A 13,805-nucleotide genomic window follows, 5' to 3' on the forward strand; every position below is an offset into this window, starting at 1 on the left:
CATTTGAGTCAGGCAAGGGGCCGGCGAACCGGCCCGTGGAGCGGGATCAGAAGTTGTAGGTCACGCCGGTGTACCAATAGCCGCCGGTGGTGCCGTACGGCGAGAAGTTGCCGTAGGGGAACGCGCCGGAGCTGCTGGCCAGCTTTGTGCGCTCCGGGTACTGGTTGAACAGGTTGTTGGCACCGGCATTCAGAGTGATTGCCGGGGTCAGGTGGTAGTCGATGTTCAGGTCAGTGATCCACGCCGGCGAGAAGGTGCGGTCGAAGGCTTCGGCGGTGCCGTACTGGGTGTATTCGCCGTAGCGGGTCAGGTTCAGGCCCAGTTCGAGTTTTTCGTAGGTCCAGGTGGTGCCCAGCAGCAATTTGGATTGCGGCAGTCCGTACTTGAGGTTGCCCTGGCGCTGGCGGTCATAACCACCGGTTGGGCCGAGGGCTTGCTGGGCCACGCTGGAGGCGTGGATGTCGTCAATCTGCGTGGTGTTCCAGTTGAAGCCCAGGGTATAGCGCAGGTTGCCGTAAGCACCGATGCTCTGGCGGTAGTCGCCCACCAGGTCGACGCCGCGGGTGGTGGTGTCGAGGGCGTTGGTGAAGTAGGTGACGGCCTGGTTCGGGTTGAGGCCGGCGGCGGCGAGGATCGCGCTGATCTGAGGCGTGCCGCCCAGGTAGCCGGTTTGTGCGATGCGGTCCTTGATTTTGATCTGGTAGGCGTCGAGGGTGATACTGGTGGCGTCCGTCGGTTGCAGGGTCAGCCCGAGGCCGAAGTTGGTGGATTTTTCAGGCTTGAGGTTTTCTGCACCGAGGGCCTTGGCGACATCGGAGTTCACCGCGACGTTGCGGTAGTCGAACAGTTGGCCGTTGACGCTGGTTTGCGAGGTGGAGCTATAGATTTGCTGGGCCAATGACGGCGCGCGGAAACCGGTGCTGAAGGAACCGCGTACCGCCAGGATCGGGGTCAACTGGTAGCGGGTGGCGAACTTGCCATTGGTGGTGGTGCCCGAGCCATCGTTGTAGTGCTCGTAGCGACCGGCCAGGTCCACGTGCCATTTATCGGTGAAGTCCTGGCCGATCTCGCCGTAGCCGGCCAAGCTGGTGCGACCTTTTTGCGCGGCATCTTCAGGCGTGGTGCCGGCCCCCGAGATGGTGCCCGGTGCGATCAGGCCCCCGTTGGCGCCGGTGGTGAACGGGCCGCTGGCGTAGGAGGCGTAGTCGCCTTTGCCGATCTTGTAATTCTCGTAGCGCTGTTCCAGGCCCCAGGAAATCTGTGTGGGCTTGTGCAGGCCAAGGTCGAAGGCGCGGGTCAGGTCGAGGTTGTTGGTCCACTGGCTGAAGGTTTTCACACCGGTGTCCACCGAGGTCGGCGAATCCAGGCCATAGCTCAGGTTGTAAGTGTGGCGCAGGGTGGCTTCAGCGTGGTCCTGGCCGTAGGTGCTGGACAGGTCGTAGTTCCAGCCGGCCAGTTCGCCCTTGCCGCCGAACGCCACCTGGAAGTCATTTTCGATAAAGCGCAGGGTGTCTTCGACGCCTTCGGTGAACGGCGTGGCGATGCCGTTGAAACTCGCGGGTTGGTGGAAAGCCAGCGGTTTTTCCGAGTTGCGGCGGGTGTAGGTGGAGAATGAGTAGAGCGTGAGGGCATCGTCCACCGGCAGCTCGGCGTTGTAGCCGAAACTGAAGTTGCGTGCCTCGGGCAGGCCGGTGCCGTAGTAGGTGTGTTGCAGGCTGGTGTTGCCGGCCGAGTCGGTATACGGCGCGTTGTCGGAGCGGTCGGAGATCTTCTGTTTCTTCACGTCCAGGGCGAGGTTGATAAAGCCGTCATTGGGCAACGCCAGGCCGATATTGCCGGTTTGCCGCGCGGTTTCGCCGTCGCCGTTCTCATAGTTCTGGCCGTAGCTGGTGGACAGGCTGCCGCCGTGGTCGGTCTGCTTGAGCACGATGTTCACCACTCCACCGATCGCATCCGAACCGTACTGGGCCGAGGCGCCGTCGCGCAGCACTTCGACGTGATCCACCAGGGCGGTGGGGATCATGTCCAGGTCGACTGGTTGCGAGCCAGAGTTGAGGTAGGTGCCGTTGTTGAGCAGCGCGCTGTTATGGCGGCGCTTGCCGTTGACCAGTACTAGCACCTGGTCGCCATTGAGGCCACGCAGGCTGATCGGGCGCACCACCGAGGTTGAGCCGAAGCCCGACGACGCCGGCTGGTTGAGGGACGGCAGCACTCTGCTCAAGGCGCGGGTCAGGTCGCCCTGGCCGGTAGCGAGCAGTTGTTTGGACGAGATCACATCCACCGGTGCGGTGCTCTCGGCCAGGGTGCGCGCCTGGCCACGGTTGCCGATCACCACAACGGTGTCCAAGGGGTTATCGCTGGCCGGCGCGTCGGCGGCGACAGTCAGGCTGCTGTAGCTGGCGGCTTCGTACAGGGCAATAAACAACAACGTGTGGGCGAAGGCCTTACTGGGTCGGCGACCTGTGGCGCGTGATGCATTCATGATGGGAAATACTCCAGTGGTTTAAGGTGTTGGGCCTTGATAGAGGACGGCTTGTTGAGTTCAAGCTCTGGTGGGAAGGCTGGAGAGCAAGGGCTGTGCCATCTGTTAAAATTGTTTAAAAACATAGGCTTATTGCGTAGTAAGCGGGGGTGTTGGTGTTTTTTTAACAAGCCGAAGGGCAGGGTGTTGGTTTTTGTGCAGGGGCTGTCATCGGCAACCGGGTATTGAGCCGTAAGGCTTGGGTGGTTGTGCTTGGCACACGACTTGCTCTCCCCACGCAACACCCTGAACCCAAGGAAGCTATTTCTGTATGCCTAGACCCGGCCCGCGCAATGCCCTCACCGATATCCCAGGCCTCACGGTCGGCCACGCCACGGACCTGCGCGTCGACACCGGCGTCACAGTGATTCGTCCCAATGGTTTCTGGACTGCCAGCATCGACATTCGCGGCGGTGGCCCTGGCGGGCGTGAAACCGCCGCCTTGGAGCCGGAAAACATGGTCGGTCAACTCCACGCTCTGGTTTTCGCCGGCGGCTCGGTGTTCGGCCTGGGCGCGGCGGATGCCGTGGCGGCAACACTGTCTCAGGGCGAGGTGGGCCTGCACTTGAAACCCGGCGCCCCGGCAATCCCCATAGTGCCCGCCGCCGTGTTGCACGACCTGGCCAACGGCGGCGACAAGGACTGGGGCCTGGACCCGCCTTACCGACGCCTGGGCTTTGAAGCGCTGGCCAATGCTGGAGAAGATTTCGAGTTGGGCTCGGTGGGCGCCGGCCGTGGCGCCATGGCCGGTGTATTGAAAGGCGGGCTGGGTACCGCCTCGCTGGACCTGGGTGACGGATTGATCGTCGCCGCACTGGTCGTCGCCAACCCCATTGGCTCGGTGTACATGCCCGACGGTAAAACGTTCTGGGCCTGGCCCTGGGAAGTCGCGGGGGAATTCGGTGGCCGGCGGCCTGAAGCCGAGATGGACTGCAGCGACCCGATGCCGGAGTTGTCACGCCTGGATTCGATGGGCCGCCTGCAAGCCGGGGCCAACACGACGCTGGTGGTGGTCGCCAGTACCGCTCGGCTCACTGTGGCTGAGTGCAAGCGCGTGGCGATCATGGCTCAGGACGGAATTGCCCGTGCGGTGCGTCCGGCGCATTTGCCGTTTGATGGGGACACTGTATTTGCCTTGGCGTCGGCGGCGGTTGAGTTGACCGATGGCCCACGGCGGCAGGTGGAGATTGGTTGTATTGGCTCGGCGGCTGCGGATTGCGTGGCGCGGGCGATCGCCAGAGGGGTGTTCAGTGCCAGGGGCTAGCCACTATCCACTGTAGGAACCGGCTCGCCGGCGACGGCGGCGGTTTAGCTTGCGCCTGTATTAACTGACAGACCGCTAACGCCGACAAGCCGGCTCCTGCTGCTCAGGTGAAAGGTGATAGGCGCGTCTGTGCCTTTGCCGCCAGCTCCGGCAACTTCAACGCCTCATACACCCGTACCAAACTCCGATTCGTCGGCACATCCCACCCGTCATACCGGCGCCGCAATTCCAGTGTCTGCTGCGCCCCCAACCAATCCCCGGCCTTCACGCGTGCATCCAGCTCCACCAGGGCAAACAGATCGCGCTGTGCGTGGCTGCCACCAATCTCATTCAGCCGGGGAAGGGCGATCGTCAGTTGCGCCAGCGACTGTTGCCAGTCGCCACGTGCATGGGCCAATAAGCCCTTCGCCAACGGCAGGGTCACTTCGCCCCACACCGGCCGTGCGTCAAAGCTGTACTGGCGCAACGTCGCCAGCAACCTATCCGCCTCCGGCTTGCCCGCCCGGGCCAAGCCATACAGGTACTGCACGCTCAGGAACGGCTGTACCGTATCGCAGACCCGGCGTTGCAGGTACGGTGCCAGCGCCTGCCAGCGCTCGCCCACATCGATGCCGGCCAGTTCCAATCGCGCGAGCAAGGACACGGCGCCGACCTGGTCCTGGGAGTATTCCGGGAGAATGCCCCACACGTGTTGGTCGTAAATCTCCAGCACGCGCTGATTCTCGCCCCGCGCCAGGTAGAACAACGCCAGGTGCCACCAGTTGTGGGTGTACATGAACGAGTTCAAACCGTCCCAGTGATGGGTCACGCTTTCCAGGAATACCGTGCCTTCCTCGATACGTCCCTGGGTCAGCATCACATGGGCCAGGGCGTGCTGGGCCCAAGGCTCCGAGGGTTGCAGGCGCAAGGCTTGCAGTGCGCTGGCTTCGGCGTCTTCAAGCAGGTGGCATTGCTCGTAGGCGAAGGCCAGCAGACCGTGGCTGTGGGCAATATCGGGTGCGCCAGCGATGGCCTTTAGGCCGATGCGCAACAGGGCGGGCCAGTTGCCGCGGTTGAATTCCAGGTACTGGTTGAGCTTGGCGGCGAATAGGTCGCGGGGGTAGCGGTCGAGCAGGTTTTCGCTCAAATGCAGGACCTGATCGAGGTCGTCCTTGATCCAGGCTTGCAGCACGCCAAGGTACAGCTCAGCGCGCGGGTGAGCGGCGTGCGCCGCACGTTGGTGGTATTTTTCCGCCAGTGCCGGGCCCTCGGGCGACTCGCTGAACATCAGCAGCAAGCCGGCAAACGCATTAGCCAGCGCGGAGCCGGGATCGGCATCGGCGGTGGCAAGGATGCGTTCGGCACGGGGCTGGTAGCCGAGGAAGCCGCCTATGAAGTCGTCCAGCCCTTGGCGGGTGGTGGGGTCGGTGGTGTCGATGGGGTTGCCCAGGTAATCCAGTGACATAGTGGCGAGGCTCGTTTATTCAGATGACGGTTACAGGGGCAAACCTTGTGCCATCGACCAGCGATGAACCCCTGTGGGAGGGGGCTTGCCCCCGATAGCGGCGTGTCAGTTGGCTCATTCATTGATGACCGACCGGTATCGGGGGCAAGCCCCCTCCCGCATTTGAAATGCTTTGCTGCTGCTTTTTGCACACTCAGGCGCAGCTCTGTGGTTTTTTCATCAGCGCGATCACCACCAACCCCAGCAATACCCGCCCAACCGGCCATGGCACAACGCTTGCAAAACCCTCGTTATATTTTTCAATTCGAGGAGACTCCATGCGCTCATTCTCTTTCCGCCGTGCCCTCACGTCCGTGGCACTGTGCACCACGTTGTTGGCCGGCCAGGCTCAAGCGCAACCCCAGGAGGGCGGGGTGCTCAACCTGGTGGCCCAGCCGGAGCCGCCCTCGCTGATGCACGGCGTAGTCAGCCATGTGTCGACCCAATACGTGAGCGGCAAGGTGCTCCAGGGCCTGCTCACCTTCGACACACACCTTGCGCCCAAACCGGTATTGGCCAAAGCCTGGACTATCTCCCCTGACGGCCTCACCTATACCTTCGACTTGCAGGACGGCGTGCACTGGCACGACGGTCCAGCGTTCACCGCCGATGACGTGGTGTTCAGCTTCCAGACCTTCTACCCCGAGGTGGACAAGCGCCTTGGCGGTATCATCACCGAGTACGTCGAGAGCATCACCGCCAGAGGTACGCTGCAGGTGGTCTTCCACCTGAAGAAACCTTTCGCACCGTTGCTTTCGGCCTTGGGCAGCGGCTTGCGCCCGGTGGTGCCGAAGCACCTTTACGAGAACACCGACTTTCGTAACAACCCCTATAACCTAAAACCGGTGGGTACCGGGCCGTTTGTGTTCGTCGAGTGGAAACGAGGCGCCTATATCAAACTGGCTAAGAACCCCAACTACTGGAAAAAGGGCCTGCCGCACCTCGACAGCATCATCTTCCACGTCATTCCTGATGCCTCTTCGCGTGCCGCCGCGTTCGAGCGTAACGACGTGCAAGTGCTGCGCAGCGGCGATGCGGATTACTCAGACCTTAAGCGCCTAACCGCCTTGCCCGATGTGCAGTCGTCGGAGAAGGGCTGGGAGTTGTACTCAGGTCTGGCCTTCCTGCAAATCAACACGCGCAAGCCACCGTTGAACAACCCCAAGGTGCGCCAGGCGATCCTGTATGCGCTGAACCGACAGTTCATCGTCGATAACATCTTCTTCGGCTCGGGCAAGGTCGCCCAGGGGCCGTTTGTGTCCAGCTCGCCTTACCACGATCCCCAGTTGCCGCAGTACGCCTATGACGTGAAAAAGGCCAAAGCGCTGATTGCCGAATCCGGCGTTGATGTCGGCGCGGTGCGCATTCGCCTGCTCAATGGCGAGAAGGGTGGTGCCTGGGAGCGCCTGGCCGAATACACTAAGCAGTCCTTGCAGCCCCTGGGTTTCAAGGTGCAGGTGGTGACGTCCGACGCGGCGACCTGGTTCCAGCGCGTGAGCGACTGGGACTTCGACCTGACCTACAATTTTATCTTCCAGATCGGCGATCCCTACCTGACCAGCGCCTATCTGTTCCGCTCCGACTACATACTCAAAACTTCTCCGTTCGCCAACGTCAGCGGCTACAACAGTGCAGAGGCCGATGCCTTGTGGGCGAAAGTCGCCGATACCCCGGAAGGCCCGGAGCGCAAACAGCTCTACAGCCAGCTGGAGAACCTGCTGAACACCGACCTGCCCATCGCACCGATCTTCGAAATGCGTTACCCGACGCTGTTTCACAAACAGGTGAAAAACCTGCTGCAGACCGCTACCAGCCTTAATGAGGACTACGAGAGCGTGTACCTCGAGGCCCTGACGCCATGAACGGCGTGTTGTATTTCAGCGGGCGGCTCGTCAAGGCGTTGCTGATGGTGGTGGCGGTGCTGGTGCTGAGTTTCCTGCTGATTCGACTGGCGCCGGGCGATCCTGCATTGCTGTTGGCCGGAGAGGCAGGAGTGGACGATGTGCAGTTTATCGAGCAACTGCGCCAGACCATGGGCCTGGATAAACCGTTGCTCCAGCAGTTGCTGATATACCTGGGCAATATCGCCCACCTGGACCTGGGTTATTCCTACCGAAATCAGACCTCGGTGTGGTCGCTGATCGCCGAGCGGTTGCCGGCGACGCTGGCATTGATGGGCTCGGCCTTTGTAGTTTCTTCCGTGCTCGGCGTGACCTTAGGTGTGCTGGCGGCGCGGGCACGGCAGAAGCGGCATTGGCTGGACGGCGTGATCTCCCATGGTGCTTTGTTGCTGTACGCGATGCCGCCGTTCTGGCTGGCGATGCTGATGATTTTGCTGTTCTCCGTCAGTCTGGATTGGTTGCCGGCGTTCGGTATGGAGACCGTGGGCCGGGACTTCTTGCTGCTGGATCGCCTGCGGCATCTGTTGTTGCCGTGCCTATCCCTGAGCGTGCTGTTTCTGGCTCTGTATATCCACCTCACCCGAGCCGCCGTGCTCGATGCTCTTGGTCAGGAATACGTACGCACTGCCCACGCCAAAGGCCTGTATCCACGGCGGATTCTGTATGTACATGTGTTGCGCAATGCACTGCTGCCGGTGGTGACTTTCGCTGGTTTGCAACTCGGCCAACTGGCCAGCGGTGCGTTACTGGTGGAGGTGGTGTACTCCTGGCCTGGCATTGGCCGCTTGATGTATGACTCATTGGCCCAGCGTGACTACGGTGTGTTGATGGGCGGCTTTCTGGTGATCTCGATTTTGGTGGTGGGCTTCAATGTGTTGACCGATGTGATTTGCCGTTTGCTCGACCCACGTATTGGCGCTGGAGGACAGGGCTGATGGCGGTGCTCACACGCTTTATTCACCAGTCGTCGGCGCTGGCCGGCGCGGTGTTTTTGCTGGTGTTAGCAGCACTAGCGACTGCCGCACCGTGGCTCACCAGTAGCTCGCCCTGGGAAATGAACACCCAGCCGATGCTACCGCCGTTCCACGATTCTGCGCACTGGCTGGGCAGCGATATGCTTGGCCGCGACCTCGGCAGCGGCTTGCTCTACGGCGCCCGTGTGTCCCTGGCCGTTGGGGTGCTGACCAGTCTGGCGACCTTGCTGGTGGGGCTGCTCGTCGGCGCTGTCGCCGGTTATTTTGGTGGATGGCTCGACGGCGCGCTGATGCGGATCGCCGAGTTCTTTCAGATCATTCCGCAGCTAGTGTTGGCGGTGATCCTGGTGGCGGTGCTGGAGCCGTCCCTGGGTTCCATCGTGCTGGCGATTTCGCTGGTAGCGTGGCCGGGCGTCGCGCGGCTAGTGCGCAGCGAGTTCCTTACCCTGCGACAACGTGAGTTTGTGCAGGCGGCGCGGGTGCTGGGGCAATCGCCATTAGGCATCATCAGCCAACAAATCCTGCCCAATGCCTTGGCGCCGTTGTTGGTGACCATGACCTTTGTGATGGCCACTGCAGTTCTCACCGAAGCCGCGTTAGCGTTTCTCGGCCTGAGCGACCCTGAGGCCATGAGCTGGGGTTACATGATCAACGCATCACGTGGGCTGCTGCGGGATGCCTGGTGGATGAGTTTCTTGCCGGGGGTGGCGATTGTGCTGTGCGTGCTGGCGGTGAACCGGGTGGGCGAAGGCCTGCGCGTGGCCTTTGAACCGGGGAGGTCGCTATGACGTTGCTCAGTGTGGAAAACCTGCGTATCGCCTTGCCGGCCGGTGCCGACCGCAGTCACGCGCTGTATGACCTGTCGCTGCAATTGCGCAGCGGCGAATGCCTATGTGTAGTGGGCGAGTCCGGCTCGGGCAAGTCGATGTTGGCCAAGGCATTGTTGCGCCAGGTACCGACGCCGCTGAGCGTGGAAAGCGGGCGACTGGTGTTTCGTGATGAAGACCTTGCGAAGCTCAGTGAAACCGCGATGCGCCAGCTGCGCGGGCGAGATATAAGCATGGTGTTCCAGGAGCCCATGAGCGCGCTGAACCCGCTGCTGCGCGTGGGTGAGCAGATCGATGAAACCCTGCGCGCCCACGGGGTGAAATCGGCCCAGGAGCGTCGCCGACGGGTTGTGGAATTGCTGGGTTATGTCGGCCTGCCCGAGCCTGAACGCCTGCGCCTGGTCTATCCCTTTGAGCTCTCCGGTGGCCAGCGTCAGCGCGTGGTCATCGCCATGGCGTTGGCGTTCGATCCCTCGTTACTGATCGCCGACGAACCCACCTCGGCGCTGGATGTGACCACCCAGGCGCAGATCATCGATCTGTTACGCAAGATTCAACAGGATAAGGGCATGTCGCTGTTGTTCATCACCCATGATTTCGCCGTGGTCGAGGCCATTGCCGACCGCGTGCTTGTGCTGGAAAAAGGTCAACTGGTGGAGCAGGGCAGCGCCCATCAAGTATTGCGCAAGCCTCAGGCGCTTTATACCCAGCAACTGCTGGCAGCGGTCTCGGCGCAACCTCGGGCCCCGCGCACAACGGTGGACGGGAGTGTGGTGCTCAAGGCCGAGCAACTCAATAAAGTGTTTCGCAGCAACAGCGGTTGGTGGCGCAAGCGTGCTACCCAGGCCCTGGCGCAGGTTCAGCTGACCCTGCGCGAGGGTGAAACCCTCGGCATTGTTGGGGAGTCAGGCTCGGGGAAATCCACTCTGGGGCGTTGCCTTGTTCGGCTGCTACGTGCTGACAGTGGTCAAATTCAATGGCTGGGTCAGGATGTAACGGCGCTTTCCGAAGGGCGTTTGCGAACATTGCGTAGCGATGTGCAGATGATTTTCCAGGACCCGTTTGCCTCGCTCAATCCGCGCCAGACCGTCGGTCGTATCGTCATGACCGGCCCGCTGGTACAGGGGCACTCAAAGGCCGAGGCCGAGCGGCGCACGCGCTCATTTTTGGCGTTGGTTGGGCTACCCGCCACGGCGTTCGAGCGCTATCCCCATGAGTTCTCCGGTGGCCAGCGCCAACGTATCGGTATCGCCCGTGCCTTGGCTGTGGAGCCGAAAATACTCATCGCGGACGAATGCGTTTCCGCTCTGGATGCGCTGATCCAGGTACAGATTCTCGAGTTGCTTGAAGACCTGCAACGTCGGCTCAAGCTGAGCATTGTGTTCATCACCCACGATTTGCGAGTGGCCGCCAGACTGTGTGATCGCATTGCCGTGATGCAGGGCGGGCATGTGGTGGAGCAGGGGGAAGCGGCAACGCTACTGGTCCATCCGCAACATGCTTATACCCAGACCTTATTGCGTGGCTTCTCCAGAACCCTCCTCCCTTCGACAGTCACTCCTCAAAACCTTGAATTCAAAGAGGCTTGTCCCACTCATGACTGATTTACACGCATTTTCTGATTTACCTCTGGTGCGGGGCGAGCGGGTGGAAATCCGTCCAGGACGGTACCTGAGCATCGCTTATCAACCAGGCACGCATCAGGCAGATACAGTCTTGTTCTTCGGGCATGGTGGTGGTGGTCACAAGGATCAATGGCGCGAGTTATGGCAGTCGTTGTCCGATCAGGGATACAGCCTGGTGGCGTGGGACCTGTTGGGGCACGGCGATAGTGAAAAGCCGCGCCAGCCGCAGGCCTATGCCTGGTCGGAACTGGTGGCAGATCAGCTGGAAATACTGAGCCGCTACGCTGCACGTCGGAATATCCTGGTTGCACATTCCTTTGGTACCGGACTGGGGTTGAGTGCCTTGCTGGAGCTTCCACGCAGGTTGCCGCAGGTGACCATAGATGGCGCCCTGTTGCTAGGCACACAACTGCATCGCCCGTTGAGCCGTGGTGGTCTGATGTCTCTGCCTGCCTGGGTGTTGGAGCTGCTGCGGCCGTTGCTGGCCAAGGGCTTTCGTCAGCGTGCGTGGCACTCCGCAGCCGATCCCCGGCTGGTGGCCTACGAGGAAAATCTGACCCGTCGCAATCGTCTGTATGTGTTCAAGTCTCTACTGCAAAACGCCCAATGGCCCGACGCCGATGCCCTGGCCCGACTGACGTTGCCGACTTATGTGTTATCGGGAGACAGCGACGGGCTGACTCCCTCCAGTGGGGGTGAGGCACTCGCCCGACTGCTGCCGACGGGTAGCTTTGAGGTGTTGGAGCGGTGTGGTCATCAATTGATGCTGGAGCGGCCTGCACAGGTGCTGGCGGCGTTCCAGAGGCTGATAAAAAAACTTGATCAGCGTCCAGGTGCGTCCAGCTAATCTGGCTTCAGTTGTGGATGCGGGCCCTTCAGCTTAGGCGTTCGGACTACGTCACTATCAGGAGCCCTGCAGCCTGACTATCGGCCGGACTGAGATAGCGGTGCGGCTGATCGGCGAAGAACAGAATAGAGTCACCAGTAGAGAGCAGATAGCGATCATCGTTGACGCTGATTTCCAGCACGCCCTGCGACACTGTGCGGTGAAGGTATGGGCTGTGCGCGAAATGGATTGGTACTCCTTGGGGTGACGGTTGTTCTGCAAGTAATGTCTGTAGTCAGCCACTGCGACATCAACCCAGCAAGCGCGCAGGTTGCTCCAGCGACAATGAGCACTCTGCGTCTTTGAACTGAGGTGATCTGATAGCATTCAACGGCGGTAGGGAACTGTAGCAGGTGACTTTTCGAGAAGAAGATTGTTGAGCCTCAGGCTAGGGGCATCCTTTTCAGACCATCCAAAGCATGCCCTCAGATGTGCCCCCAATCTAGCAATCCACTGGAAGTGAACGAAGCCACATGGTTTGTGGAAATGCGAAAATGATCAGAAGAATTGCCTGTCCTACGAGGCAGAAAGACTCTCAGGCAAGCCAAAAAACATTTTGACATTGCTCTAGCACGGTAGTTATAGCGTGAAAAGCTCGAATTATGCCCCCAGTTTTGCCCCCAATTGCACCGGGTGTTCGAGCGATCGCGAATGGCGATTTCTGACGCGGACCTGGGTGGCCGTGGCTGGTATTCAGTGCGCCTCCGTATACTGGATGAGCAACCCGAATGTGGCAAATCCATGGTCGTTCGGAAGAGGGATATGGGTTATGAGTTGATATCCCTAAGCGGACTTTTCGGATCTGTCTCTCTGTACCTATCCAGAAATTGGCTCGCGAGATGCTCAGGCTCTGCGCGATGTTGCAATGGCGCGGTCGCTAGTAGAGGGCGCGTCTTACCTTCGTTGTTCCTGGCCAGTTATGCTGTTGGGCCCGCTCGGTGATCAGTCATTAGGCAAGTGCAACTGCACTTCCATGGCGTCATGAAGGAGTCGGACGACCTCGATCAGGGCGTCATTTACCACACGATAGAACACGATATGGCGTGGGCTTTTGACCCTCCCATGGGGGTGTTTGACCTGCTGGCGTGAATAGGTGAGGTGATAGCTGCGAAGGCCCGGTGCAAGCTCATCGCGGTCGTGGCTGCCAATGCAGTAAGGAGTGCTGGCAAGAGCTTGCAACGCCGTGAGTATCAGCGCCTGGTAGCGCTGCCGTGCTTGATCGCCGAACTGCGTCTGGGAGAGCCTGAGGATGTCGACAATGTCGGCGCGCGCCGCGTTGGAAATCCGATACTGCGGCATGCTCAGTGTTTCTCGCTCGCGAGAGTGGTGGCCTCCAGGCTCAAGCCCTCTAGGTAAAGCTCCAGATGCCCTTCGTTCAATTGAGTAAAGCGCCCGTGTTCAAGATCCATGATGCCGATCGAGGTCGCCAGACGCAGCGCCTCAATTTTGGCAGTGTCTTCGGCGACGCGCTGCTCCAGTAAACGCAAACCTTCTCGCATCACTTCGCTGGCATTTTGATAACGGCCGGACTGGACCAGGTCTTGGATAACCTGTTCTTGTTGAGGGGTGAGCACAACGTTTCGCGTCGCCATCATTAGCTCCAACTCTGGGCAAACATATTGTTTCGATCGTTGGCATATTATGCCATTTTACATAAACTCAGGGAGTTTGGGATTTGTATCTGACGAACTGTAAAGTGTGGGGTCATCCTTTGCGCCGAACAGATGGCCCGGACTGTATGCGCACAAAGTCCAAGCAAGGCTGCCGCATGCGGGACGTCGTGGACAGCTTAATTAGTGTGGGCCTCGGGCCTTCAGTTTTGCCAAGCCTTGTTTGATGTGTCCGGCGTTCTCTCCAATCGTTTGTAGCGCGCCGCGGATATTGTCGCCTGTGTCCGTCGTACCCTTGCGCTCAATCCACAACGTCAACTCCATCACCGCCGCCTCTAAGGCGAGCTGGTTTTGGTACAGACGCTCAAGGACATCAGGCAGTGAATATTCAGTGGGTATTGTTTCGACTCCAATGAAGGAGCCGAAAGCGTAGCAGCGGGGGAGGCGGATGTCCCGAGCCACCCGTGAGTTAAGTGAATGAAACGGTTTAGAGTGAGGGTCAGCATTCGCCAAAAACTGCCGTTGCGACAGGCAGCAGATGGCCATTAGCAGACCGCCCCACACGGATCAGTGGGCTCGCTTTGAGGTACCGAGGTTTCTAGAAAAGCTATACCTATTCACGCACCCGCCCAAGATGCGATGCATCGCTCTGGAAGCGGAAGCCGATATTTGTCAGTCGCAAACAGGCATCTGCATGTGTTGGAGTCGAAGCCG

Annotated in this window: 11 protein-coding genes and 1 pseudogene; 6 read left to right on the forward strand and 6 right to left on the reverse strand. The window is 60.2% G+C overall.

Going from position 1 to position 13,805, the window contains the following annotated elements; translation table 11 throughout:
• Positions 1-46 precede the first annotated feature (46 nt).
• Positions 47-2,482, reverse strand: coding sequence for a TonB-dependent receptor plug domain-containing protein (locus tag RB216_RS13580; protein WP_308908820.1), 2,436 nt, complete (start codon positions 2,480-2,482; stop codon positions 47-49).
• Positions 2,483-2,792: 310 nt separating this feature from the next.
• On the opposite strand from RB216_RS13580, the gene RB216_RS13585 reads away from it, so the two are divergent.
• Positions 2,793-3,785 (forward strand): P1 family peptidase, encoded by a 993-nt coding sequence (locus RB216_RS13585; RefSeq protein WP_308908821.1) that lies wholly within the window; start codon positions 2,793-2,795, stop codon positions 3,783-3,785.
• A gap of 103 nt (positions 3,786-3,888) precedes the next feature.
• On the opposite strand, the gene RB216_RS13590 is transcribed toward RB216_RS13585, so the two are convergent.
• Positions 3,889-5,229: a tetratricopeptide repeat protein gene (locus tag RB216_RS13590; protein ID WP_308908822.1), complete on the reverse strand. Its 1,341-nt coding sequence runs from the start codon at positions 5,227-5,229 to the stop codon at positions 3,889-3,891.
• Between the two features lie 317 nt (positions 5,230-5,546).
• On the opposite strand from RB216_RS13590, the gene RB216_RS13595 reads away from it, so the two are divergent.
• Genes RB216_RS13595 through RB216_RS13615 form a run of 5 tightly spaced genes read left to right on the forward strand, consistent with a single transcriptional unit; the run spans position 5,547 to position 11,442 of the window.
• Positions 5,547-7,130, forward strand: coding sequence for an ABC transporter substrate-binding protein (locus RB216_RS13595; RefSeq protein WP_308908823.1), 1,584 nt, complete (start codon positions 5,547-5,549; stop codon positions 7,128-7,130).
• Positions 7,127-8,104 (forward strand): ABC transporter permease, encoded by a 978-nt coding sequence (locus RB216_RS13600; RefSeq protein ID WP_308908824.1) that lies wholly within the window; start codon positions 7,127-7,129, stop codon positions 8,102-8,104. The genes RB216_RS13595 and RB216_RS13600 overlap by 4 nt, the downstream gene beginning before the upstream one ends.
• The gene (locus tag RB216_RS13605; RefSeq protein WP_308908825.1) at positions 8,104-8,931 is read left to right on the forward strand and encodes an ABC transporter permease; all 828 of its coding nucleotides are present in this window, start codon (positions 8,104-8,106) and stop codon (positions 8,929-8,931) included. The genes RB216_RS13600 and RB216_RS13605 overlap by 1 nt, the downstream gene beginning before the upstream one ends.
• Positions 8,928-10,574: a dipeptide ABC transporter ATP-binding protein gene (locus RB216_RS13610; RefSeq protein WP_308908826.1), complete on the forward strand. Its 1,647-nt coding sequence runs from the start codon at positions 8,928-8,930 to the stop codon at positions 10,572-10,574. Before RB216_RS13605 ends, RB216_RS13610 begins: the two co-directional genes overlap by 4 nt.
• On the forward strand, positions 10,567-11,442 hold the full coding sequence (locus RB216_RS13615; protein ID WP_308908827.1) for an alpha/beta fold hydrolase: 876 nt from the start codon (positions 10,567-10,569) through the stop codon (positions 11,440-11,442). The genes RB216_RS13610 and RB216_RS13615 overlap by 8 nt, the downstream gene beginning before the upstream one ends.
• Positions 11,443-11,488: 46 nt before the next feature.
• On the opposite strand, the pseudogene RB216_RS13620 reads toward RB216_RS13615, so the two are convergent.
• The 4 genes and pseudogenes from RB216_RS13620 to RB216_RS13635 all read right to left on the reverse strand — a co-directional run.
• Positions 11,489-11,689, reverse strand: a pseudogene (locus RB216_RS13620) (cupin domain-containing protein); the annotation flags it as partial.
• Between the two features lie 734 nt (positions 11,690-12,423).
• The gene (locus tag RB216_RS13625; protein ID WP_068937483.1) at positions 12,424-12,780 is read right to left on the reverse strand and encodes a type II toxin-antitoxin system RelE/ParE family toxin; all 357 of its coding nucleotides are present in this window, start codon (positions 12,778-12,780) and stop codon (positions 12,424-12,426) included.
• Positions 12,781-12,782: 2 nt separating this feature from the next.
• Positions 12,783-13,073, reverse strand: coding sequence for a type II toxin-antitoxin system ParD family antitoxin (locus RB216_RS13630; RefSeq protein WP_122555158.1), 291 nt, complete (start codon positions 13,071-13,073; stop codon positions 12,783-12,785).
• A 201-nt stretch (positions 13,074-13,274) separates the two neighbouring features.
• Positions 13,275-13,490 carry a death domain-containing protein gene (locus tag RB216_RS13635; RefSeq protein WP_058426048.1) on the reverse strand — a complete coding sequence of 72 codons (216 nt, stop codon included), beginning with the start codon at positions 13,488-13,490 and terminating at the stop codon, positions 13,275-13,277.
• Positions 13,491-13,805: the final 315 nt, after the last annotated feature.

Source organism: Pseudomonas canadensis, from assembly GCF_030980095.1.
Taxonomy (GTDB): Bacteria; Pseudomonadota; Gammaproteobacteria; order Pseudomonadales; family Pseudomonadaceae; genus Aquipseudomonas; species Aquipseudomonas canadensis.